Annotated in this window: 21 protein-coding genes and 1 tRNA gene; 6 read left to right on the plus strand and 16 right to left on the minus strand. The window is 37.6% G+C overall.

Going from position 1 to position 24,228, the window contains the following annotated elements; translation table 11 throughout:
• Positions 1 to 210 precede the first annotated feature (210 nt).
• Positions 211 to 1,884, plus strand: coding sequence for a gliding motility lipoprotein GldJ (gldJ, locus tag AC3RVF_RS11480; RefSeq protein ID WP_489692244.1), 1,674 nt, complete (start codon positions 211 to 213; stop codon positions 1,882 to 1,884).
• A gap of 68 nt (positions 1,885 to 1,952) precedes the next feature.
• On the plus strand, positions 1,953 to 3,233 hold the full coding sequence (locus tag AC3RVF_RS11485) for a UDP-N-acetylmuramoyl-tripeptide--D-alanyl-D-alanine ligase (RefSeq protein WP_489692140.1): 1,281 nt from the start codon (positions 1,953 to 1,955) through the stop codon (positions 3,231 to 3,233).
• Between the two features lie 60 nt (positions 3,234 to 3,293).
• Here the strand turns inward: AC3RVF_RS11485 and AC3RVF_RS11490 are convergent, their stop codons facing one another.
• The 12 genes from AC3RVF_RS11490 to AC3RVF_RS11545 all read right to left on the minus strand — a co-directional run bounded on the left by AC3RVF_RS11490 (position 3,294) and on the right by AC3RVF_RS11545 (position 15,284).
• Complete coding sequence (locus tag AC3RVF_RS11490; RefSeq protein WP_489692141.1) at positions 3,294 to 4,274, minus strand: YitT family protein; 981 nt, start codon at positions 4,272 to 4,274, stop codon at positions 3,294 to 3,296.
• A 178-nt stretch (positions 4,275 to 4,452) separates the two neighbouring features.
• Complete coding sequence (locus AC3RVF_RS11495) at positions 4,453 to 4,704, minus strand: GIY-YIG nuclease family protein (RefSeq protein WP_489693423.1); 252 nt, start codon at positions 4,702 to 4,704, stop codon at positions 4,453 to 4,455.
• Between the two features lie 35 nt (positions 4,705 to 4,739).
• Positions 4,740 to 4,817 (minus strand) — tRNA-Val (locus AC3RVF_RS11500).
• Positions 4,818 to 4,964: 147 nt separating this feature from the next.
• On the minus strand, positions 4,965 to 6,182 hold the full coding sequence (locus AC3RVF_RS11505; protein ID WP_489693505.1) for a bifunctional folylpolyglutamate synthase/dihydrofolate synthase: 1,218 nt from the start codon (positions 6,180 to 6,182) through the stop codon (positions 4,965 to 4,967).
• 12 nt (positions 6,183 to 6,194) lie between these two features.
• Positions 6,195 to 8,696, minus strand: coding sequence for a T9SS type A sorting domain-containing protein (locus tag AC3RVF_RS11510; protein WP_489692143.1), 2,502 nt, complete (start codon positions 8,694 to 8,696; stop codon positions 6,195 to 6,197).
• A gap of 62 nt (positions 8,697 to 8,758) precedes the next feature.
• Positions 8,759 to 9,577: an energy transducer TonB gene (locus tag AC3RVF_RS11515; RefSeq protein ID WP_489692144.1), complete on the minus strand. Its 819-nt coding sequence runs from the start codon at positions 9,575 to 9,577 to the stop codon at positions 8,759 to 8,761.
• Positions 9,578 to 9,670: 93 nt separating this feature from the next.
• The gene (locus AC3RVF_RS11520) at positions 9,671 to 10,063 is read right to left on the minus strand and encodes an ExbD/TolR family protein (protein WP_489692145.1); all 393 of its coding nucleotides are present in this window, start codon (positions 10,061 to 10,063) and stop codon (positions 9,671 to 9,673) included.
• The gene (locus AC3RVF_RS11525; RefSeq protein ID WP_489692146.1) at positions 10,063 to 10,761 is read right to left on the minus strand and encodes a MotA/TolQ/ExbB proton channel family protein; all 699 of its coding nucleotides are present in this window, start codon (positions 10,759 to 10,761) and stop codon (positions 10,063 to 10,065) included. The genes AC3RVF_RS11520 and AC3RVF_RS11525 overlap by 1 nt, the downstream gene beginning before the upstream one ends.
• A 48-nt stretch (positions 10,762 to 10,809) precedes the next feature.
• Positions 10,810 to 12,189, minus strand: a complete 1,380-nt coding sequence (gene nhaD, locus AC3RVF_RS11530; RefSeq protein WP_489692147.1) for a sodium:proton antiporter NhaD — start codon at positions 12,187 to 12,189, stop codon at positions 10,810 to 10,812.
• A gap of 22 nt (positions 12,190 to 12,211) precedes the next feature.
• On the minus strand, positions 12,212 to 13,438 hold the full coding sequence (locus AC3RVF_RS11535) for a Glu/Leu/Phe/Val dehydrogenase dimerization domain-containing protein (protein ID WP_489693424.1): 1,227 nt from the start codon (positions 13,436 to 13,438) through the stop codon (positions 12,212 to 12,214).
• Between the two features lie 177 nt (positions 13,439 to 13,615).
• Positions 13,616 to 14,179, minus strand: coding sequence for a DUF922 domain-containing protein (locus AC3RVF_RS11540; protein WP_489693425.1), 564 nt, complete (start codon positions 14,177 to 14,179; stop codon positions 13,616 to 13,618).
• A 46-nt stretch (positions 14,180 to 14,225) separates the two neighbouring features.
• The gene (locus tag AC3RVF_RS11545) at positions 14,226 to 15,284 is read right to left on the minus strand and encodes an anhydro-N-acetylmuramic acid kinase (RefSeq protein WP_489693426.1); all 1,059 of its coding nucleotides are present in this window, start codon (positions 15,282 to 15,284) and stop codon (positions 14,226 to 14,228) included.
• Between the two features lie 246 nt (positions 15,285 to 15,530).
• On the opposite strand from AC3RVF_RS11545, the gene AC3RVF_RS11550 reads away from it, so the two are divergent.
• Positions 15,531 to 16,673, plus strand: a complete 1,143-nt coding sequence (locus tag AC3RVF_RS11550; RefSeq protein WP_489692151.1) for an acyl-CoA dehydrogenase — start codon at positions 15,531 to 15,533, stop codon at positions 16,671 to 16,673.
• Between the two features lie 76 nt (positions 16,674 to 16,749).
• Here the strand turns inward: AC3RVF_RS11550 and AC3RVF_RS11555 are convergent, their stop codons facing one another.
• Positions 16,750 to 18,636: a putative porin gene (locus AC3RVF_RS11555; protein ID WP_489693427.1), complete on the minus strand. Its 1,887-nt coding sequence runs from the start codon at positions 18,634 to 18,636 to the stop codon at positions 16,750 to 16,752.
• Between the two features lie 124 nt (positions 18,637 to 18,760).
• On the opposite strand from AC3RVF_RS11555, the gene rnhB reads away from it, so the two are divergent.
• Positions 18,761 to 19,372: a ribonuclease HII gene (gene rnhB, locus AC3RVF_RS11560; RefSeq protein WP_489692153.1), complete on the plus strand. Its 612-nt coding sequence runs from the start codon at positions 18,761 to 18,763 to the stop codon at positions 19,370 to 19,372.
• Positions 19,373 to 19,405: 33 nt separating this feature from the next.
• Here the strand turns inward: rnhB and AC3RVF_RS11565 are convergent, their stop codons facing one another.
• Positions 19,406 to 19,699, minus strand: coding sequence for a type II toxin-antitoxin system RelE/ParE family toxin (locus AC3RVF_RS11565; RefSeq protein WP_489693428.1), 294 nt, complete (start codon positions 19,697 to 19,699; stop codon positions 19,406 to 19,408).
• Positions 19,693 to 19,923 (minus strand): hypothetical protein, encoded by a 231-nt coding sequence (locus AC3RVF_RS11570; protein ID WP_489692155.1) that lies wholly within the window; start codon positions 19,921 to 19,923, stop codon positions 19,693 to 19,695. The genes AC3RVF_RS11565 and AC3RVF_RS11570 overlap by 7 nt, the downstream gene beginning before the upstream one ends.
• Positions 19,924 to 20,115: 192 nt before the next feature.
• Between AC3RVF_RS11570 and AC3RVF_RS11575 the strand changes: the two genes are divergently transcribed.
• Together AC3RVF_RS11575 and AC3RVF_RS11580 are read left to right on the plus strand one after the other, a co-directional pair.
• Positions 20,116 to 22,563 (plus strand): hypothetical protein, encoded by a 2,448-nt coding sequence (locus tag AC3RVF_RS11575; RefSeq protein ID WP_489693429.1) that lies wholly within the window; start codon positions 20,116 to 20,118, stop codon positions 22,561 to 22,563.
• Between the two features lie 167 nt (positions 22,564 to 22,730).
• A complete protein-coding gene (locus tag AC3RVF_RS11580) occupies positions 22,731 to 23,420 on the plus strand; it encodes a TapB family protein (protein WP_489693430.1) in 690 nt (229 codons plus the stop codon).
• Between the two features lie 33 nt (positions 23,421 to 23,453).
• Here the strand turns inward: AC3RVF_RS11580 and lipB are convergent, their stop codons facing one another.
• Positions 23,454 to 24,167: a lipoyl(octanoyl) transferase LipB gene (gene lipB, locus AC3RVF_RS11585; RefSeq protein ID WP_489692158.1), complete on the minus strand. Its 714-nt coding sequence runs from the start codon at positions 24,165 to 24,167 to the stop codon at positions 23,454 to 23,456.
• Positions 24,168 to 24,228: the final 61 nt, after the last annotated feature.

Here is a 24,228-nt window from a genome sequence, read left to right on the forward strand (position 1 = left end):
AACGCTTCAAATATACACTTAGTATAACACATTTTTTAAAGTTTTCTATCTTGACGAATTAGGATAATAATTTTAAAACTAATACGTTTGCATTCTTGATTGGTCTCAAAACCTTTTAAAACCCTACAGCGCAATAATAACAAAATATTATTGTGATTTTGTCGTTAATTACTATATTGCGAACCCAATTTTATCATATTTGAATCTATGATGTTAAGAAAAAACCTAACACTTAAGTTATTAGTTACTTTAATAGCAACCACATTTTTAGTAAGTTGCAACAAATCCAGAGACTACAAAGACAGTTCTCGAGCCACTGGTTGGAAAATGAACGCCAAAGAAGGTGGTTTTCAATACAACCCAAAATCTAAAGAGCAAGAAACGGGCCCAGGCCTTGTATTTGTTGAAGGTGGAACCTTTACGATGGGTAGGGTTCAGGATGATCCAATGCACGATTGGAACAATTCGCCAAACCAACAACACGTTCAATCCTTTTATATGGATGAAACTGAGGTTACAAACTTAATGTACCTTGAATACCTAGATTGGTTGAAAAAAGTGTTCCCTCCATCTAATGAAAATTTCAGAAGAATTTATGAAGGTGCGATTCCCGATACGCTTGTTTGGAGAAACCGTTTAGGTTTTAACGAAGTAATGACTAATAATTATCTTCGCCATCCCGCCTATGCAGATTATCCTGTAGTAGGTGTTAGTTGGATTCAAGCAGTTGAATTTAGTAACTGGAGAACAGATCGTGTAAACGAAATGGTGTTAGAAAATGAAGGCGTTACCGTTCGCAACGCTCGTTACGATGTAGAACCAGGACAGACTTTTAACACAGAAACATACTTAAACGCTCCAACACTAACTTACGGTGGTAACGATTCAATTACCCGTGGTGGAAAAAAATCTGAATCTATTGCTAAAAGAAGTAAGGATAGTACAAACTTATATATTCAACGTAAAGATGGATTGCTAATGCCGGCCTACCGTCTTCCTACCGAAACTGAGTGGGAATACGCAGCACTTGGTTTAGTTGGACTTCGTAATTATAATGCCTACAGAGGTAAGAAAAAATATCCTTGGGAAGGTCAATATACCCGCTCTGGAAAAAGAAAAACGCGCGGTGACCAAATGGCAAACTTTAAGCAAGGTGATGGTGATTACGGTGGAATAGCTGGATGGAGTGATGATGGTGCAGATATTACAGCAGAAGTAAAATCTTATGAACCGAACGATTTCGGGCTTTATGATATGGCTGGAAACGTTGCCGAATGGGTTGCAGATGTTTACCGCCCTATTGTTGACGACGACTTTAATGACTTTAACTATTACCGTGGAAACGTTTACACCAAAAATGCTATTGGCGAAGATGGAAAAGTAAAAGTTGTTACTATGGACTCTATAGTTTATGACACATTAAGCAACGGAAAAATCATTGCTCGCAACTTACCTGGAGAAATTTATCAAGTACCAGTTGACGAAAATGAAACTTATTTGCGTACCAACTTTTCTGAAAGCGATAATCGCGATTACCGAGATGGCGACAAACGTTCATCACGTTACTACCAATCGTTCGCTGATGAAGAAGGTGAAGGTGGTAATGGTGCCAACAGAATGTACAACTCCCCAGTTCAAAAAGTATTTGCAGATAGCACAGGCTCTTTAGATCGTCAATACGATAAATCTTCAAGCAGAACTACACTAGTTGACAATGAAGTACGTGTTTATAAAGGTGGTTCTTGGAGAGATAGAGATTACTGGTTAGACCCAGCTCAAAGACGTTATTTCCCACAAGATATGGCAACAGACTATATTGGGTTTAGATGCGCAATGAGTCGCGTTGGTTCAAAATCGAAAAAAGGCAAACGCCCAAGAAATTAAAATTTCAAAAATTATAAAAAACCCTCCTTGGCATACAGCTTCGGAGGGTTTTTTAGTATATTTATTTTATGAATATACCATCCCTACATAAGTATTTTTTGCAGAGTAGCGGCGTAAGCACAGACACTCGTAAAATATTCAGAAACTGTATCTTTTTCGCCCTTAAAGGTGAAAATTTCAACGGAAACCTTTTTACCCAAGAAGCATTAGATAAAGGTGCGCTAAAAGTAATTGTAGAAGAAGAAGCGTTTCACAAAAGCACTGGCGAAACTATTTTAGTGCAAAATGTACTTTTAACACTTCAACAATTAGCTAGGTTTCACAGAGAATCTTTAAATCTTCCAATTATATCGCTCACCGGAAGTAACGGAAAAACTACTTCAAAAGAGCTTATAAACGCAGTACTTTCCCAAAAGTTTAAAACCGTTGCAACCCAAGGAAATTTAAATAACCATATTGGAGTTCCTTTAACATTGCTAGCGATGGACAAAGAAACCGAAATTGGAATTGTAGAAATGGGCGCCAACCATTTAGGCGAAATAAAAATGTTAAGCGAAATTGCAGAACCAGATTACGGGTATATAACCAATTTTGGGAAAGCACATCTAGAAGGTTTTGGAAGCCTTGAAGGAGTAATTCAAGCAAAAACTGAACTTTATCAATATCTAAAAAAACACGACAAGAAAATATTTGTGAATGCCAACGACCCAAAGCAAATAGAAAATTCGCAAGGCATTTTTCGAATAACTTTTGGAACACCTGAAAGCGCTTACAACATTAAATTAATAAATAGCTCGCACCACCTTTTAGTAGAATTTGAAGGCACTAAAATACAAAGCAATTTAGTTGGCGCCTACAATTTCGCAAACCTTTCTGCTGCTATCGCTATGGGCGCCTTTTTAAATGTTTCAACCGAAAAGATAAAGGCTGGTATAGAAAGCTATATTCCATCCAACAATCGCTCACAATTGGTTGATAAAGGTAGTAATACTGTTTTAATGGATGCCTATAATGCCAACCCAACAAGTATGCTCGCAGCCTTAGAAAACTTTAAACAGGCTAAAGGCGAAAACAAAATTATGTTTTTAGGCGATATGTTTGAATTGGGAAAAGAAGCCGAAACAGAGCATCAAAACATCGTTGACTTTTTAAGAGAAAACCCGTTCGGAAGAGCGGTTTTCGTAGGAAGTAATTTTTATAAATCAAAAAATAATGCTTCACACATAAAGCAATTTGAAACATTTGAAGAATTGAAAAAAGAGATTGAAACTAATGTGCCGAAAAATTCAACAATCTTAATTAAAGCCTCTCGCGGAATGGCTTTAGAAAGAATTTTAGAATTATTGTAAAAAAAAATCTGCAAGCAAATCATAGTTGGCAATATCTCTAAACCAACAGTTCTTTCGGCGTTACTTGTCGAATTTTTTGATGGGTTTCTTTTTAATCATTCCTCCTTTAGCATCTTTAACGGAAGTCATAATCATAAAAGCCTGCGCGTCAATTTTATCTACTTCAGTTTTTAGCTTACTCATCTCCAAACGCGTAATTACAGTATAAACAATATCTACTGGTTTTCTTGGCTCGCCGTTTATTGAAAAGCCATTTTCGCCTTTAAAAATAGTACATCCACGTCCCATTTTTTCAATAATAGCTATTCGTATTTCGTCATTTTTCTCAGAAATAATAGTAATCCCCATAAATTCTTCAATACCGTCAATTACAAAATCGACTGTTTTTGAAGCTGCGAAATAAGTGAGTATTGCGTACAGCGCAATTTCAGTAGAAAGAAAGTAAGACGCAGTAGTAAAAATTGCTACATTAAATATCATTATAACATTCCCAACTGTAAGGCTAGTTTTGCGGCTAATGAAAATGGCTAATACTTCGGTTCCATCTATTATTGCACCTCCACGAATTGCCAATCCAATCCCTAATCCAAGGAATAATCCTCCAAAAGCAGCGACCAATATTTGATCGTCCGTAATAGTTGGATAAGGCATTATAGCCACAGCAACCGCTAAAAGCACTATTCCTAAAACACTTTTAACGGCAAATCTTTTTCCTATGGAAAAATAAGCCAATGCTAAAAAGGGCAGGTTGAAACACACTAACAGTAGCGAAAATGAAATACCCGCCAATTCATTCACCATTAGTGAAACTCCGGTAACTCCACCATCTATAAAACCGCTGGGAATCAAAAAACCTCTTAAACCAAATGACGCCGATAGAACTCCGAGAAGTAGATAGAAAATATCTACGACTTCGTGCGTAATTTCAACCTCAAGGTTTTTAACGCGCTTTTCGAAAGGCTCAGAAGCTTTTGCTGATTTTCCGCTCTTTTGCCGCTTTTTTACTACGTCGATTATAATTTTATGGATAAATGGAATCAAGTATTTTGGTTTTAATTAGTGATGCGGTCAAAGTTAGACTTATTCCTTTTAATATAAAACGCGGTGTATTAAAATAAAAAAATCTGGTCGGCGATGAGCGCCTGTTCCGAATTAACTTCGGAAGGTTCGAACCCCCGACCCTCCCGAAGTTAATTCGGGATGCTCTAAACCAGCTGAGCTAATTCAATGAATTTATTAATTTCTCAATCATTTTTCTACTTTTCCATTTTTTAATCTGTTTTTCACGTAAGAACGCTTCAGTTTTTGTCGCGAAGCTTTCGGAATATTTAAGTTCCCAATCTTTAGCTTTTGAAGTGAAACCCTCGTGCTTCCAAAGATGCTCTTTTAACCGGGACGAGATATTTTCTGTAGCGCCAACATAGATTCTATCTAAAGTTCCAGAATATAGTATGTAGATAAAATAAGCCATAAAAAAAACCGAAGCGAAAGCTTCGGTTTTAAATCTGGTGGGCGATGAGGGGTTCGAACCCCCGACCCCCTCGGTGTAAACGAGGTGCTCTGAACCAGCTGAGCTAATCGCCCTCTTAAAACAATATTTTTAAACTTTTCCCCGAACCTCCCGAAGTTAATTCGGGATGCTCTGAACCAGCTGAGCTAATCGCCCTCATTGTTTAGAGGTTGCAAATATAAGCTAGTTTTTAATTCCCGCAAACATTTATTTGAAAAAAATTATAAAACTTCTGCAACCACAAAAGTACTCCCCCCAATAAAAATAAAATCTTGAGCTGTTGCGGCATCAAGCGCGGACTTATAAGCTTTTGATACTGAAATATATTCATCTCCAACTAGTCCAAATCCGCGAGCTCTAGTGAGTAAAAGTGAAGCATCCAAGCCCCTAGGAATATTTGGTTTGCAAAAATAATAAGTCGCATTTTGAGGAAACAACAGTAATACAGACGCCAAATCCTTATCACTTACAACGCCCAGCACAATGTGAAGGTTTTGAAAATCCTCTTTTCCGAGCTGTGCCATTACCAATTGCAGCCCTTCTTTATTGTGTCCTGTATCGCAAATTACTTTTGGATTTTCTTTTAAAATCTGCCAACGCCCCATCAATCCAGTGTTTTTAACGGTATTTAATAAACCATCTTTTATATTTTCTTCAGAAATATTCCAACCATTTTCTTGTAAAATTTTCAAAGTTGTTAAAACAGTTTTTATATTTTTTCTTTGATAAATGCCTTTTAAGTCTGAAGTATAATCAACCACATCCATTGTTTCGGCAAAAGTAATTGGTGCTTTTCTTTCCGAAGCAACATTTTGAAAGACAGGTTTAGTTTCAGGAAGGGTTTCGCCAATTACAACAGGAATTCCAGTTTTTATAATGCCAGCTTTTTCTGAAGCCACTTTATCTAAAGTGCTGCCCAAAAACTGGGTGTGATCTAAGCCAATATTCGTAATTACAGAAACTTCCGGAGTAATAATGTTTGTACTGTCCAGCCTACCGCCCATTCCAACTTCAATTATAGCGATATCCACTTTTTCATTTCTGAAATAATCAAAAGCCAAACCGACGGTCATTTCAAAAAATGAAAGTTGGTTACTTTCAAAATAAGACTTGTGTTTTTCAATAAATTCTGAAACGTATAGCTGCGGAATCATTTCGCCATTAATTTTTATCCGTTCTCGAAAATCTTTCAAATGTGGCGAAGTGTAAAGCCCCGTTTTATAACCCGCTTCCTGAAAAACTGAAGCCAGCATATGGCTCGTACTACCCTTGCCATTTGTACCGGCAACGTGCATGCTTTTAAAACTTTTCTCGGGATTATCTAAATGATTGGCAAGGCTAATCGTTGCTGCCAAATCTGCTTTATATGCGCTCTGCCCCACCCTTTGGTACATTGGGAGTTGCGCAAAAAGCCAAGCAATGGTTTCTGAATAGTTGATAGCTAAATTCTTTTATTTTACAATCAGTTTTTTTGTGGTCTGCTTTTTTCCTTCGGAAATTTTCAAATAATAGATTCCCGGCTGAAGGTTTTCAACAGAAAGACGAAGATCTTTTTCACCCTTAAAAGCCTGTTGTTTTACAAGTCTTCCCATAACGTCATAAACTATTAATGAAGCTTTTTCTGAAGTGTTTTTAAGCGAAATAGTCACCATTTCCGTAGCGGGATTTGGATAAACTTTCACTTCCGAAGAAAAACTATTTTCATCTAAATTCAAAATATCATCTGAAATATCAATTTTATAAATTGACCGACCATAAGTAGCGGCAAAAAGGAATTGTGAATCTTCGTGAATAAACAAATCTGTAACCACAACCGAAGGCAAATTTTCGCCTAAAACACTCCAATTTACACCTTCATCACTTGTCGCCAAAACACCTACATCTGTTGCTACAAATAGATTTCCAAAACTGTCTTGCTCCAAGTCGTTCACTGGAATATCTGGCAAACTCGCAGAAATATCGAACCAATTAGTTCCTAAATCATTGCTTTTATACACATGGCCCACCTCATCACCAAACCGATATCCCGAAAGCGTTAAGTAAACAATATTTGGATCTTCACGCGAAGCCAAAACTCTTGTAACCCATCTGTTGGGAACTCCTGCCGAAATATCAATCCAATTTGAACCACCATCCTGCGTAACCCACGCTTTGCCATCGTCTGTGCCCACAAAAATAATTTCGTTGTCTAAAGGCGAAACACTAATCGTTGTTATGGTGCCAAATGTAAGGTTGCCAGCGTGTGGCCCATCCGTGAGATCCGGACTTATAGCCGACCAAAAGCCAGCGGCATTCGTGGTTTTGTAAAGTTTATTTGTTCCGAAATAAAGCGTTTGTGAATTTGATGGATCAAAAGTAATTGGGGTGTCCCAATTTTTGCGATCGCCACTAGAAATACCAGAAGTGGCATTGGAAAAAGAGCTGCCATTGTTGGTAGATTTTCCCAAAGTTCCATTTTGAGCGAGCGCATAAATAACGTTTGTATTTGTAGGATCAACCAGCGGTTGAAAACCGTCGCCCCCAAAAATGATACTCCAATCTGTCAATCCACCCGTCTGTGTGCGGCTGGTGCTGTTATCTTGCGCTCCGCCGTATATTTTATTTTCGTTCTGTGCATCAACATGCATTCTATAAAATTGTGTAATGGGCAGCTTTAAATCTTTAACCGACGAAGCGCCACCATTACTGCTGTAATAAAGTCCGCCGTCATTGCCGAGAAGTACTTCTCCTGGCACCGATGCATTAAACGCGAGCGCATGTTGATCTACGTGTACATTTGAAAAAGCATTTGACCAACTAGTACCACCATTTATAGATTTTTGAACAACGAAATCTACATTATAAATTATATTTTCATCTGTGGGATCTACATAAATCCCGCCAAACCACCAATGAAAACCTACATTGTTCAACTGACTAGAATTAACGGCCGTCCAAGAATCTCCACCGTTATTAGTTTTATAAACTCCTTGAATATTTCCCGAAGCATCTGCGTAACGGGTATAAAGTACATCTGGGTTCGATGCTGAAATATCTATACTGATTCTTCCCTTTTGTGAAGCTAAGTTTGGCAGTCCATTTGTTAGCTCTGTCCAATTAGAACCACCATCTGTAGTTCTGTAAATTCCCGAAGTAATTCCGCCGTATTGCCTATTATTAGGTCTTCTGATGCGCTCCCAACTTGCAGCGTAAACAATATTTCCATTGGTGGGATGAATTGACATATCTACAACCCCCGTAGAATCACTTACAAACAATACTTGCTGCCAACTATCGCCGCCGTTTGTGGTTTTATAAACACCGCGATTTGTACTTTTTTTGAACAATGGACCCATTGCGCCAACAAAAGCTATATTATCGTTATTTGGATCTAAAACAATTTTACCAACGCTGCCAATCTCTGGCAAACCTTTGGATTGCCAAGTGGTTCCTCCGTCTGTACTTTTATAGATTCCATCGCCATCGTACACCAATGAACCTCCGCCAGCGTTTACTTCGCCCGTGCCAGCCCAAATTAGATTATTGTTATTTTTTGAAATTTCTATATCGCCAATGGAAAGCATTTCCTGTTCGTCAAAAATTGGGATCCAATCGTCACCACCATTAATGGTTTTAAAAATTCCTCCAGAAGCGGCACCCACATAATACACTTCGGGCTGGGTAGAGGGAATTTCTATATCTGTAATTCTACCGCCTACATTTAAGGGGCCGCTGAACTGCCATACTTCGGTTGCATTACTTTTGTGTGCAGCTTGTTGTTTCCAACGGATTGCTTCAGAATATGCCGCAGTGTTTAATTCACCGTTTGGATAGGCCCTTTGCATAAACATAAAATCGTGCGGATACTTTTCATCCTTAATTTCTTCGGAAGCAAAGTCATTATTTTCTTTGGAAGTATTTTTACAACCCGCTAAACAGCATATAAGAAAGAGATAGGTAAAATTTCGAAGCATAGTATCTTTTTAGAAGTTTAAAGATACTGAAAAATTCAAGGTATTTTTAAAAGAGAAAAAGGCTATTGAGAAAGACTGAATCTATAGATAATTTTGCCAATCTGCTTTGCAGGCGCCTTATCATCAGCATTGAATTTTGTTGCTAATGCAGCTCTTTTGGCAGGCTCTAAAAGACATCGCGTATTATTTGTAGTTCCGCGTACTCCAGGAGTTGCGCTTATTACTCTTCCGTTTCTATCTACTTCAATGCTCACAACCACTGTTCCCGCTTCGTTACAGTCTTGCACAAATTTTTCTTTGTTAAGAGCTTTTCTTCCGCCCAACAAATAATTGCCATCTCCGTCCAAACCTTTACCTGTTCCGTAATAGGCACTCGCATTTGGGTCGCCATCGGGGCTTCCTTTGTCGCCAGGACTTTTATCATCTCCTTCGCCACCTTTTGCCGTGCCATCACTTTTTGGCCCGTTCAAAATACTTGAAAGTGCATCTGTTGTAGATTTATCGGGTTTTGGATCTGGCTTTTTTACTTCTTTTTTGGGCTGCTCTTTTACTGGAGTTACCGTTTGTTCCTTTTTAGGTTGCTCTTTTTTAATTACGGGAGCATCTACATTTTCTTGCGTAACAACATCTTCCTTTATATCGGTTTTAGGTTGTGCAATAGGTTCTGATGTTGTTTTTTGAGGTGCAGATTGAATTTTTTCTGTTGGCTGAATTTCACCACTACCCGTTTCAGTAGTCCCAAAATTAATCGCTATGCCCTGCTCCAATGGCGGATCCATATATTTCATCCCTACATAAAACAACAGAATAAGAATGATAACATGCACGATTACCGTGATAGTCATACTTTTTCGTTTATATTCTGTATCTAGAATTTTCAAGGCTGAAGTTTTATTATAGTGATTAAAGGCATTTACAATTTCAGTGCCATTGTGAACAAAAGCAACTGCATACTGCTTCTAAATTTGCTTACTTTAGTTAGGTCTGACGGCGAGAACGACTTTGAAGCTATTTCGGTTTGCAATATCCATCACAAAAACAGCATCTTCAATTGGTACACCTTCTTCAGCGCGAAGAATAATTGTAGGTTCATCTTGGCCAGCAAGCACCTTTTTAAGTTCGCTTTCAATGCTGTATTCGCTTACGCGCTCTTTGTCTACGTAATAAGCTCCATCTTTAGTTATACTAACGGAAGCTTTTTGCACATTTGAAGTCTTCCCTTTTGCCTTTGGAAGTATTAAATCCAAAGCGTCTGGGGTTATGGCAGGCGAAGTTAGCAGGAAAAATACCAACAACAGAAATACTATATCTGTCATGGAACTCATGCTAAATTCGGCACTTACTTTATTTCTTCCTCTTAAGTTCATTAAGTCGGCTCGTTTAACATGTCTAGAAAATCTACTGCTGTGGCTTCCATTTGATGCACCACTTTATCTGTTTTTACAACCAAATGGTTGTAGCCCATATATGCAATAATACCAACTATCAATCCAGCAACCGTGGTTGTCATCGCTGTGTAGATACCTTCTGCAAGGCTTCCCATTTCGGCTTGACCACTGCTGGTCGCCAATTGATGAAATGCCAAAACCATCCCGATTACTGTTCCTAAGAAACCAATCATAGGCGCAGCTCCGGCAATTGTTGCTAGCACACTTACATTTTTCTCTAGTTTATAAACTTCAAGACGACCTGCGTTTTCAATTGCGGTATTGATGTCTTCCAAAGGACTTCCAATTCGTGAAATTCCTTTTTCAGTTAAATGTGAAACCGGCGTGTTATTCTGTGCGCAAAGTACTTTTGCAGCTTGTATATTTCCTTTGGCTACGTGATCGCGAATTTGGTTCATAAAATTGCTATCCATTTTGGAAGCCGCTTTTATGGCGAATAGACGTTCAAAATAAATGTAAACCGCAACAAATAAAAGTATGAAAAGCACAAATATTATTATCTGTCCTGCCATACCTCCATTTAGAAGGAGATCCATTATGGATAAGGTTTTTTCTTCAGAAACTGGTTCAAGATTTTGTGCGACTTCTGCACCTTCTTGAATAAAGAAATTTAGCATAAAAAAGGTTTTGTTTTAGTGAATAACGGTATTAGGTTTCAGAAATTGTTAGGTGTGGTGAAATAACACTCTTTCGAATAAAAGGAAGACACCTGCTCCGGCAATAAAGCCTACAAAGGCAAGCCATGCAATCTTCTTTAAGTACCAGATAAAGTCTATTCGCTCCATTCCCATTGCAGCAACACCAGCGGCAGAGCCGATGATAAGCATACTTCCACCCGTTCCGGCAGAATACGCTATAAAGTGCCACAGCACAGAGTCTATTGGCATATCATACATTCCTATAGACGCAGCTACTAGTGGCACGTTGTCTATAATAGCAGAAAATATACCAAGCAATATTACCACCACATCTTGATTGGGGATTGCGCTTTGTAATACTTCAGCTAAATATCTTAAAGTTCCTACTTCTTCACCATTTACAACGCCATAAACAAGACTTTCGAGTCCTGCAACAGCCATTAAAATACCTAAGAAAAATAGAATACTCGAAATTTCAATTCGCGATAACGCCTTGTGTGCAGAATATAAATGCCTTCTTTCTTTGCTGAAATCTTCTTCGGGATGGATATATTCAGAAACAAGCCATACCACACCCAAAGCAAGCATCATTCCCATATACGGAGGCAAATGCGTCAAGGTTTTAAATATTGGTACGGAAACAATCATTCCTAAACCTAGGAAAAGCATTGTTTTACTGCTTAATAAAGCTTCTCCTTCTTTATCTTCACTATCATCCATCGCTATATTTCCTCGGAAAGCTGGCAAATAGCTGGCAATTATGAACGGTATTACAAAACATACAATAGATGGCAATACAACAAATTCCATCAAACCACCAGCAGATACTTTCTTAGCAATCCATAACATAGTTGTTGTTACATCGCCAATTGGAGACCAAGCCCCACCAGCGTTTGCAGCAATTACTACCATAGATGCGTACCAAATCCTGTCTTCTCTTCTGTGAATCAATTTTCTCAAAAGCGTAATTAGCACAATGGTAGCGGTAAGGTTATCTATTATTGCTGAAAGGAAAAATGCAAGTATCCCTATAATCCATAATAATTTTCGCTTGCTTTTTGTTTTAACAGCGCTTTTTAATACTTCAAAACCACGGTGAAGATCTATAATCTCCACTATCGTCATTGCTCCAATAAGGAAAATGAGTATCTCTGCTGTTTTCCCTAAATGGTGAAGCAGCGTACCTTCAAAGCCTTCCATGGCAAGCTCGCCTCCAGTAAGAAAACTGAATGCTTGTTCTTCAGTATTAATTACATCAAACCATCCGCTGACAAAACCTATAGCCAAAACAGCCCATATAAGTGCTGCCATAATAAGCGCAGGTACAGTTTTATCCAGTTTTAATGGATGTTCCAGTGTAATGGAAAGGTATCCAATTACGAAAATTAAAATAATGATTGATTCCATAGTGTTTGCTTAATATTGAAAATTATAACAATTGTTTCAATGCTATTTCAAAAGCAGTTTTGCTGATGTTCGTTTTAGAACTGTTATTATCGTAAGTATTTTGAATTGCGTTTTTAATGGTAATAGAGGTATCGTTAAAAATAGCCTCGTCCGTCATTTGTACTTTGCGTTCCATAAAATATGCAAAAACACGCGCCATTCCGCAGTTACTTATAAAATCTGGAATCAGGCTTACACGTTCATCGGTGTATTCCATGATAGGTCCGAAGAAAATTTCTTTATCTGCAAATGGCACATTCGCACCACTGCTTATAACCTCTAATCCAGATTTAATCATTTCGGAGATCTGATCCTTTGTAATTAAGCGCGAGGCGGCACAGGGTGCAAAAATCTCTGCCTCGAGTTTCCATATTTTATCATTTATCTCTTCAAAAGGAATCATGTTATCCGCAACAAGCGTATTTCCATCCTTTGTAAGGAAAAATTGTTTTATTTCTTCAAAAGAAAAACCGTCTTTGTTGATAACGCCACCATCGCGGTCAATTATACCAACAATCTTGGCTCCCATTTGCGATAAGTAATAAGCTGCTGCAGAGCCAACGTTTCCAAAACCTTGAACTATTGCACGCTTTCCTTTTACAGTACCGCCATAAATATCGTAATAATGCTTAACAGCTTCTGCAACGCCAAAGCCAGTTACCATATCTGCTACTTTATACCTTCTAGTAATGTCTGGTGAGTATTGCGGACTTTCTAATGCTTTTATAACGCCGTGACGCAATTGGCCAATTCGGTTTATTTTATCTGCTTCGGTTGGAACAAAGTGACCATTAAAAACACCTTCCTGCGGATGCCAAATTCCACATTGTTCGGTAAACGGAATTACTTCGTGTATTTCATCTACGTTTAAGTCGCCACCCGTGCCGTAATATCCTTTTAACAAAGGGGCCACAGCTTTAAACCATCGTTCCAAAACTCCTTTTTTACGAGGATCGGAAGGATCGAAATTGATTCCAGATTTTGCACCACCAATAGCAGGGCCAGAAACTGAAAACTTCACCTCCATTGTTTTTGCTAGGGAAAGCACTTCATTCATGTCAAGTCCTTTTCGCATACGGGTTCCACCGCCAGCAGCACCGCCGCGTAACGAGTTGATAACCGTCCAGCCTTCGGCTTCGGTTTCGGGATCGTTCCAATGAAAAACTATTTCGGGTTCTTTTTCTTCGTACTTTTTAAGTAATTCCTTCATTAATTATGGAGTCTTTTAGAATACCCATTGCCAAAGCTTCGGGTTATGATTGCTGTCCGTGGTCAAGACTTCGGATAGTGACGACAAATATAAAAAACTTGTGAGGGGTTTAGATTTATTTTCTCTAAAATTTACAAGCTCAAAAATCATTCGGCTAATATTTCATTTTTTGAATTATTAATTCCACCTATAATCCTCAAGCACCTCGATTTCCTGTTTAATTTTGTTTATCCAAATTCTATTCGTGTCCTCGAGTATTCCATTTTTGGTTTCAAAGTCGTATTTTTTTTGATATTGTCTGCACTCTTGCCATAAGACTTCGTAGGCATTAGCGTAAGTATCAAATTTCTTTTCTTCTAAATTTATTAATTCAGCAAACTTTTTTCGAATTTTTCGGGCGTAAAGCTCGGCTATATCAAAGTGTAACTGCTCGTGTTCAAGCAAATTATCGGTATGTGTTACCGACCAAGATTTATCTCTATAAAATTTTGCTACTACCGTCAAGTTTTCATATCCTCGAATATTATCCTCTTCATCCACCATGACATTTTCTGGCACGATTTCAATCGTGTAAGTTGTTAGTGCATTTCCGAATAAATTTGGATCGATTTCCCCAGAAAAGTCTTTCCATTCTAATTTTTTATCGAGCTCCCAGATAATAAGGTCCGTATCTGGCTTATCAGGCCCATTTTGTGAAAATAATTGAAATGTAATAAAAAGCAGAAACCAAAAAATTTTCATAAATCAATCTATTATAAATAAAGCCCGAAAGTTACTATTAATAATATTAGTTGTAAACTTTTCCACTTGAATGATCCTTTGAAGCCCCAGTAACACTCGCCAAACAATTAACCTCATCTCGAAGTTTAAGAACGCCTAAAAGTCCAAAAATCAACGCTTCTTTATATTCTACAATTTCTGAGGAAGGAATAATTACTTTAATCTCTGCGAGGTTTTTTAACCTTTCAATTAAAAAAGAATTATACACGCCTCCGCCAGTTATAAATACTGAAGCATTCGATGGAAATTGTTTAGCAAGTTGCATCGCAATATGCTCCGTAAATGTGCGCAATATGTCTTCGGAAGTAATTTTGAAGTCATCCAAAAGTGGAAATATCTGTTCTTTAACCCACTCCAATCCCAAAGATTTCGGTGGTTTTTCATTGTAAAAAGAAATCGAATTTAATTTTTGAAGTAGCTTTTCATCTACTTTTCCCGAAGCCGCAATTTTTCCGCTTTCATCAAAATCAAACCCAAGTTTTTCGGCGTACTTGTTTAAAACAATGTTCACAGGACAAATATCAAAAGCGATTCTTTCTCTATTTTTTTCAAAAGAACAATTCGCGAAACCGCCCAAATTCAAGCAATAATCGTATTCCGGAAAAAGTAATTTATCGCCAATTGGAACTAAAGGCGCACCCTGTCCGCCGAGGGCAACATCCTGTACCCGAAAATCGCAAACCACCGTTTGTCCGAGAGTTTTTGAAATACGTGGCAAATTGCCAATTTGGTACGTAAATCCTCTCTCTGGCTGATGTAAAATTGTGTGCCCGTGGCTACAAACCGCATCAATTTCTTGAATATTGTGTTTTTTAATGAATTTAGAAATTTCTTCGGAAAGCTTTTCGGTGTATTTAAAATCGAGTCGCTCTAGTTGCTCTTCAGAATTATTGATAGCGTCTCGCAATTCGTCCTTCCAAAAGGTAGAATATGGAACTGTTTCCGCTGCGAGGATTTCGAAATTCCATTTTTTTTCAGATAAGCTAAATATAATTTCTGCCAAATCAATTCCGTCTAGCGAAGTGCCGCTCATTACGCCAATAATATGGTAACTGTTATTTTCCAATTTTCGAAATGTTATTATTTTAAAGATAACACAGAAGATTTAAAAAATTCCAAAATACACGCAACAAATTCCAAATAAATTTCAAGAAAATGACAGCATCAAATTTCAAACCTTCTCATCCCTTTTGGCCCCGATAACTATCGGGATGGGGTTTGGTCCTTCTTTGTTATTTGGAATTTGGGTTTTGCTTTAATTTTAAAGTACCTTTGCAATTCTCTAAAACGAATTTTTTCAAAACTCAAGCTTATGGATTTCAGTCTTTCTGAAGAACAATTAATGATTCGCGACGCCGCACGCGATTTTGCCCGCACCGAATTACTTCCGGGGGTTATAGAACGCGATAACCTTCAAAAATTTCCTACCGAACAAGTTAAGAAAATGGGCGAACTCGGATTTCTAGGAATGATGGTCGATCCAAAATACGGCGGAGGCGGAATGGACACTACTAGTTACGTTTTGGTAATGGAAGAGCTCAGCAAAGTTGATGCTTCGTGTTCAGTAATCGTTTCTGTAAACAATTCATTAGTTTGCTTCGGACTTGAAAAATATGGCTCTGAAGATCAAAAACAGAAATACCTAACAAAACTTACAACTGGCGAGAAATTAGGCGCATTTTGCTTGAGCGAACCAGAAGCTGGTAGTGATGCAACTTCGCAAAAAACTACCGCTATAGATAAAGGTGACCATTACATTCTGAACGGCACCAAAAACTGGATTACAAACGGTGGAACTGCAGATTATTATTTAGTAATTGCACAAACCGATAGAGAAAAAAAACACAAAGGAATCAACGCTTTTATTGTTGAAAAAGGCTGGGAAGGATTTGAAATTGGACCAAAAGAAGACAAATTGGGTATCCGCGGAAGCGATACGCATTCTTTAATATTCAACGACGTAAAAGTACCAAAGGAAAACCGCATTGGCGAAGACGGATTCGGTTTTAAATTCGCAATGAAAACCCTTGCTGGTGGCCGAATTGGTATAGCTGCCCAAGCTTTGGGAATTGCCGGTGGAGCATACGATCTTGCACGAGAATATTCTAAAGTTCGCAAAGCTTTTGGAACAGAAATTTGCAACCATCAAGCTATCGCTTTTAAACTTGCAGATATGCACACTAGCATTGAAGCTGCGCGTCTTTTGGTAATGAAAGCAGCTTGGGATAAAGACCAAGGCAACGATTACGATATGAGCGGCGCAATGGCAAAATTATACGCCAGCCAAGTAGCAATGGATGTTTCTGTGGAAGCAGTTCAGGTTCACGGTGGAAATGGTTTCGTTAAAGAATATCACGTAGAACGCTTTATGCGCGATGCGAAAATTACACAGATTTACGAAGGTACTTCAGAAATTCAGAAAATCGTTATTTCAAGAGGACTTTTGAGAGATTAATACTTTGAAATGTCTCCCCGAGCGCAGTCGAGGGGTAATCATTAAAATTCTAAACCCGTCCAAGCGACGGGTTTTTTTATAGGAAGAAATCCCAAACTAAACCAAAGCGCAACACGGCGTCGCGATACGGATAACCTGGTGCTGAAAAATGATCGTTTGTTCCACTGCTAAATAAATTAGTAAAGTTTTCATAAACCAAGAAAATGCGTGTCTGCCGTATTTTCGCATTAAAGAAAATATCTACCAACGGAAAACCACCCAATTCCTGATCGTTCTGCACATAAAATTCTGCAAGTACAGGATCATACCCATTCATATTGTATTTGGTGAAGTATTTAAAAGTAACTCCAGTCTGCAAAAACAATGCACGTTTAAATAAGTGATTCTCAAAATAAAGGGTATTTCGTGTAATGAGTTGCGGAACATTAAGTACGTTTTCGCCAGTTAAAACTTGTTGGTACATCACCGTATTTTCCAATCCGAAATTGCCGTACTTAAATTCTTTTGCAGCTTTTATTTTTAAATAATCAACTCGTTCCGAAGCTTGCATTGGCGATGGCGTGCTATCGTTTTCCTTTATCCCAAAGTACGTATAATCGTCAATTCCAGTATAACTAACAGATGCATTCCCGAATTTCTTAGTATTAATTTCAAAGTTTAATTCCTGAGTTTTTATATTGTTTAACTCGTTTTTCCAATTGTAATTTTGGTAATCACTTTGGTACAAAAGAAAGTTAAAATTGGGCGCTACAGAATGTATTGTTAGCGATGCTCTTGCATTGTAATCTTCGTTTAAATCGTACGATGCTGCGCCCTGCAAATAATTTCCATCAAAATCGCCGGCAACATTTATGGCTCCTATTCCACTAAGTTTAAAGCCTCTATATTCTTTTTCGTATGCCGCGCCAGCTTCAATAATATTTCCTTTAATTCTGTTGGGAATACGTTCGTCATCTAAAATTAAAACCGAATCATATCCGTAATTAAAATCATTGTAACCTGCCCAAGCCGTAATTTTTCCGATAAGCGAATTATTAAAATCTGCGTATGCTTTTACATTAAAATCTTCCAGTTTTGTTTTCGTGAACAAATTCGCAGTTTCGTAAGATGGCCCATATGCCGAAAAAGGTGCAGTTTGGTTGTATCTAAAAAACTTATCTTCATAACTCAAAACATTCCCAATCGTTAATACGGAATACCCCGTACTGTCGCGAGTGCTTAGTAATTCGTAATAATGATCGGCATAAAAACGAAGCCCTTCCAGTTTGTTTTCGGCATTTTCAAAGTTAACATCAAGTCTTCCACGATCACTAAATTCGGGATCATCGTTTATAAAAAGCTGTAAAGAATTGTCCGTCAATCCACCGTTTTCTTCATTTAAAATATCCTGCGCAGCTAAGTGTATGCGGGCACTGTAGCGCTTGCTTTTTGTATGATAATTTGAAGTGAAAAGTAAATTACCCGTGCTCGTTAAAATATGTTGATAGTTCCCAAGAGAACGAACGCCCTTATAACCCACTGAAAAATTAAATTGAGGCGAAGTATTTACTGTAAAAAACGCATCTAATTGCTGCCCCTGTGCATAAGCTGTTTTGAAATATAGCTCGGTTAAAGGTGTTGGAACGTTGAAGTAATTCACATCCTCAATTTCTTTATAATTGAAATGATGCGACTGCGCTACAAAAAGCGGTTTCAGATTCAATTTGTCAAAAGAATACGCAAGCGAATTATATGTCTGCCCAACGTTTGAAAACTGAAGCAATTCAAAATTATCTTTTCTTAAATAATTGAATTTGTATTTTTTCGCAATAGAAAGCGTAGTGTCTATAAAAGTAGTATCGCGGGCTGCCGAAATTATTTTGTAGTAATCAATTGGCGGCTTATCCTTTTTTGCGGGAGTAGTTTGCGAAAACACAGTTGTCGAGGCACAAAACAATAGGAATAGCAAAAGTGTCTTTTTCATCCGTGATATAACTTTCGGGCAAAGGTATATTTTTTTTAGCTGAAAGGGATATTGAGTTTTTAGGTTATTGAATACATTTCAACCTTCCTCTTTCAATAACTGAATAACTTAGTAACTTTGGCAAATGTTGCAGCTAAAAATCAATCCCAATTTACTAGAATGCGGTACAGACGAAGCAGGTCGCGGTTGTCTGGCTGGCCCTGTTACCGCCGCCGCGGTGATTCTTCCCGATAATTTTCAACACCCTTTTTTGACCGATAGCAAACAGCTTTCAGAAAAAAAACGTTTGGAGTTAAAAGTGATTATTGAACGGGAAGCCATTTGTTTTAAAGTGGTCCACGTAATGATGGATGAAATTGACAAAATAAATATTCTAAACGCCTCCATTTTAGGAATGCACCGCGCCATAAAAGGGCTTACGTCCATTCCACAATTTATTGCCATTGACGGCAATCGTTTTAAACCTTTCGGAAAAACACCTTTTGAATGTGTTGTAAAAGGCGATGGAAAATTTCTGCATATTGCCGCAGCTTCCATTTTAGCAAAAACATATCGCGATGAATATATGACTGCGCTTCACAACGATTTTCCGCAGTACAATTGGAAACAAAATAAAGGCTACCCCACTAAACAGCACCGCGAAGCCATTCGCAACCACGGCAGTACTATTTTTCATCGAAAGAGTTTTAGATTACTCCCAGAAAACCCGGCAATTGAAGGCAAACTTAAATCCTAAATGGAGAAAAAATTATTCTTGAAAATTTTGAATTTAAAATTCCAAAGGCTCCCTTCGAATATGTCGCACTCTTAAAATCCTTATTTCTTTTGAAGTAGTTTGGTAGGCAATGCGATAGCTGGATATTTCAAAAGCACGAAACGAACCATCATTATTTAGTTTGTATTTATCTGGCGGGAATTTTTCAGGATTATCACCCAGACTTTCAGCAGTGTCAAGAATACTATTTGTCACTTTTCTTGCAGACTCTAATAAATCCTCACGGATATATTCAAATATCTTTCTTAACTGAGCAAGGGCTCTTTTCTGCCAAACAACTCTTACCAACTTTCCACAATTTTTTTGACTTCTGCTTGGGTGTAAAATTCACCTCTTTCAATAGCTGCCACGGCCTCGTCAATTTCCTTATTATATTGCTCAATACTTATGCGTTCAGATTCAGAGATTTTCTTTCTGTATTCTAACATGTTTTTGATAATTTCTAAAAAGGCTGGATCTGTTACAGATTCCAACTCCTTTTGTATCCATTTTTTATCGTCTGTCAGATTCATAATAAGCAGCTTTAATTTTATAAATATACTGAAAAATCAATTCTTAAAAACATCTTGTTCTTTTGAGACAAGAATTTTCCTCCCCCTTTTTCAGGGGGAGGTGCCAAAGGCGGAGGGGGACTGTTGAAAACCCGTCAATAAACATTTCCTACAATGCATTGAACCATCATTATTCCATGCTATTTTTGTTTTATGGGAAAAATTCAAGGAAAAACAGTTACGCTTTTACTTTTGGTTGCTATTCTTTTCGGAGTTTTGGGAAGCTGCGACAACACTCCTCAAAAAACCGGCACTTTAATGGATTTCGTTCCCGAAAATGCTGCAATGGTTTTTAAGATTTCAAATCTAGAAAATCTACAGGCGGATATTAAAGCCAATTCGTTGCTTTCCAAATTCGAAAAAACTGCACCCTATTCCTTTTTTACCGAAAGAATGTCGCTGCTTAAAAACTTGCATCCCACTTCGCAAAGTCTTTTGTGTATTAATGAAATCAATGATTCCGTTTCGGCATATACTTTTATTTCAAAACACACTAAGAACCTTTTCCAATCAGATTCCATAAAAAATAAAACCATTGAAACGCTAACGTTTGACGACCAATCATTTCAGAGAATTACGATTGACAAAGAGATTAGTTACTCTGCAATTATCGACAGCGTGTTTGTATTATCGTCTTCGCAACAACTTTTGCAAAACATTCTAAAAGGAAAAACCGAACGCGACGCAACTTTCAAAAAAGTCTTTAATCTGCCCTCTGCAAATGGTCTAACGGCTTTAATGCGCGGAAACAAAATTGTTATAAACGATTCTACCAAAATAGATTTTACTTCGTGGAGCGTTTTGGACGTTGCTATTGCCCCCGAGTCTTTTACCGCTTCGGGAATTACACTCGCCACAGACAGCATTCCGCAATTACTTAGCGTTTTTAAAGACCAAGTGCCGCAGCAGAACGATGTTTCGGCTTTGGTACCCACAGATGCTTTGGGTGCTTTGAGTTTTACATTTAACGATGCTGAAACTTTTCAGAATAATTTACGCACTTTTAGAGGTGAAAAAGTAGCCGACAAAACAACGGGAATTTTCGGATCTGTAAGTGAAGTTGGAAGTATTCAGCTTAATAATGAAACCGCCATTTTTATAAAAAGTATTGATGCCTCTTTAACAAACGATGCTTTGGCGCGTTTTGTAACTTCAAAAAGCATGTTTCGCGAAGTTGAAATAAGCAGCTTCAGTGAGCCGCAATTGTTTCAAAAAACATTTTCGCCAATTATTAATTCTGAAAAGGCAAACTACGTTTTTCAACTTGACAATTTCTTCGTTTTTACCGAAACTGAAAACGCTGCCGAACAATTAATAGGTTCGTTTCAAAACAATGCAACTTTAAAAAACACTTCGTATTTTGAAAATACTGCGAAAGGTTTAAGCTCTGCGTCTTCGCTATTAATTTTTAAAATGCAGGGCGAATTTTCTGAAACTATCGCTGGTTTTTTCAATTCGAAAAGTAGAGCGGATATTAAAAATGTTTCGTTGGATAAATTTCCGCTGGCAGTCCTTCAATTTAGTTTCGATAGAAATTTTGCGCACGTAACCCTAAGCTGCAAAGAAGCTGGCGCCTCTGCAAAGAGTGTTTCGGGTAATGTTTCGGAAAAATTCAACATAAAACTTGAAAGCAGCATATTAGGCAATCCACAATTAATAGAAACCAATAACGGAGGTATTAAAGTGGTGGCGCAGGATATGAGTAATACCCTCTATTTTATTTCGGAAAGTGGGAAAATTCTTTGGACCAAAAAACTCGAGTCGGCTATTTTAGGAAAAGTAGAGGAAGTTGAAATTTCTGGCAGCAAAAAGATAGCTTTTGCCACTAAAGATGCTTTCTATATTTTGGACCGAAACGGAAAGGATGCGAGCGGATTTCCTATAAAATTTAAAGATAAAATTACACAACCACTCTCGGTTTTTGATTACGATAACAACCGAAACTATCGCTTTGTAATTGTACAAGACAAAGAAGTTTTAATGTACGATAAAAACGGTAAAACGGTTAAAGGTTTTGGCTTCAATAAAGCGAAGAGCTCAATTGCACAATCGCCGGTACACCTAAGAATGGGCAATAAAGATTACATACTTATTGCTGAAGAAAACGGCAAACTCAACATTTTAAGTCGCGTGGGTAAATCGCGGATTACGGTTTCAAAAAACTTCAAATTCTCTGAAATTCCAATTGTAGATGAAGATGACACTTTTGTGATAATTACGAAAGAGAATACTAAAGAGCGCATTTCGCAGGATGGAAAAATTTCATCGCTAAAACTCGATGTAGGCAGTACGTATTGGTTTACAATCCTGGGAAGTACAAAAGTAACGCTGGACGATAACCTTTTACGCATTAACGGAAAATTAGCCGAACTACCTTTAGGTCTTTATTCTAAACCTCAGCTTTTCAATATTAATAGAAAAACATACGTTACCATTACCGAAACCCAAGAGAAAAAGGTATATGTTTTTGATAAAAATGGAGACCCTTTAAACGGTTTTCCAGTGTACGGAACCTCTGCAGCAGCAATGGCCGAAGGCAGTTCTACAGGTCTGGTTGTTAAAGGAGAAGCCAATAATGTGGTTTTTTATAACATCAATTAATCCATAACGACCTGCATATTAATTCACTAGCAGAACAACTTCCACATTAGTTCGAAGAATTTTTGTAAATTTAAATTGTAAAGTAATTTCTTTATTTACAAAGAGATGCATTGTATTTAGAACATCGCCTTGGGACAAGATAGTTTGATAACTTAAAACCAATAATTATGATAAAATCATTAATCATTTCGGTATTGCTAGTAGCAATAGTATTACCTGTGGCAAACGCACAATCTAGTTGCAGCAAATTCTATCCGTTTAAGGAAGGCACTAAAGCTGAGATAACATCTTACGATAAAAAAGGAAAAATAGCAGCAGTTGTATCTTATACAGTTTTAAGCAAAACGAAGACTGCTGAAGGGGAAGTTGCAACTATGCAATCTTCTGTAAAAGATGATAAAGGAAAACTAATAGCCGAAACTGAATACAATGTTACCTGCGACGGTTCAAAAATCTCGATAGACTACAATTCGATGTTTAGCCCAATGATGATGGAGCAATTTAAAAACATGGATTATGAAATAAGCGGAATTGATTTAGAAATTCCAAACAATCTTTCTGTGGGTCAGAAACTTCCGGATGCCGAAATGAATATGAAAATTAGCATGAGCGGTATAAACATGAATATGGATGTTACAATTACAAATAGAGAAGTTATTGGCCAAGAAAATGTAACTACCCCTGCCGGTACATTTAATTGTTTTGTAATAACTTATGACATGAGTACCAAGATGGGAATGACCCAAACTAGCAACTCAAAACAATGGATTGCAGAAGGCGTGGGCATGGTAAAACAAGAAGATTATAAAAAAGGGAAGGTTACCTCTAGCACTGTTCTTACTATGTTTTCAGAATAAAAGGATACAAGTTCAAATTTCAAAAACCGAGGCTTAAGCTTCGGTTTTTTCATTTATTTCAGCTTCAAAAAGTTCGAGAAAATGCTTTGTTAATTTTGCTTTTACTTCTTCCGTAGAAATTTCAACTTTACCCAACTCCACATTTAAAGAAGTAACAGCTTTGTCTTTTATTCCGCAGGGAATCATATTGTCAAAATAACCTAAATTGGTATTTACGTTTAAGGCAAAACCGTGCATAGTTACCCAACGGCTTGCGCGAACGCCCATTGCGCAAATTTTTCTAGCAAAGGGAGTGCCCACATCTAGCCATACGCCTGTTTCGCCTTTGCTGCGTTCTGCTTTTAATCCGTATTCAGCGAGGGTTAGGATAATCATTTCTTCTAATAATCGCAAATACTTGTGAATGTCGGTAAAGAAGTTTTCCAAATCTAAAATAGGGTAGCCCACTATCTGCCCTGGACCGTGATAGGTTATATCGCCACCTCGGTTTATTTTATAAAAAGTAGCATTTATATCTTTTAGCTTTTCTTCTGAAATAAGCAAATTTTCAACATGTCCGCTTTTTCCGAGTGTATATACGTGTGGATGCTCAACAAATAAAAAGTAGTTGGGCGTTTCCTGCAGCAGTGCTTCTTTTTTGTTGTTACTTTTTATCTGTAGAATGCCTTGGAATAGCGCTTCTTGATATTCCCAAATCTCTTTGTAATCTCTAAGCCCGAGGTCCGTTATTTGCAAATTTTTATTCAATACAATGCCGATTTTATTTGGCGCTACAAAGCTATTGATTAAAAATATTGAGTTCTATAAA

It is taken from the genome of Aequorivita sp. IT1183, from assembly GCF_058068265.1.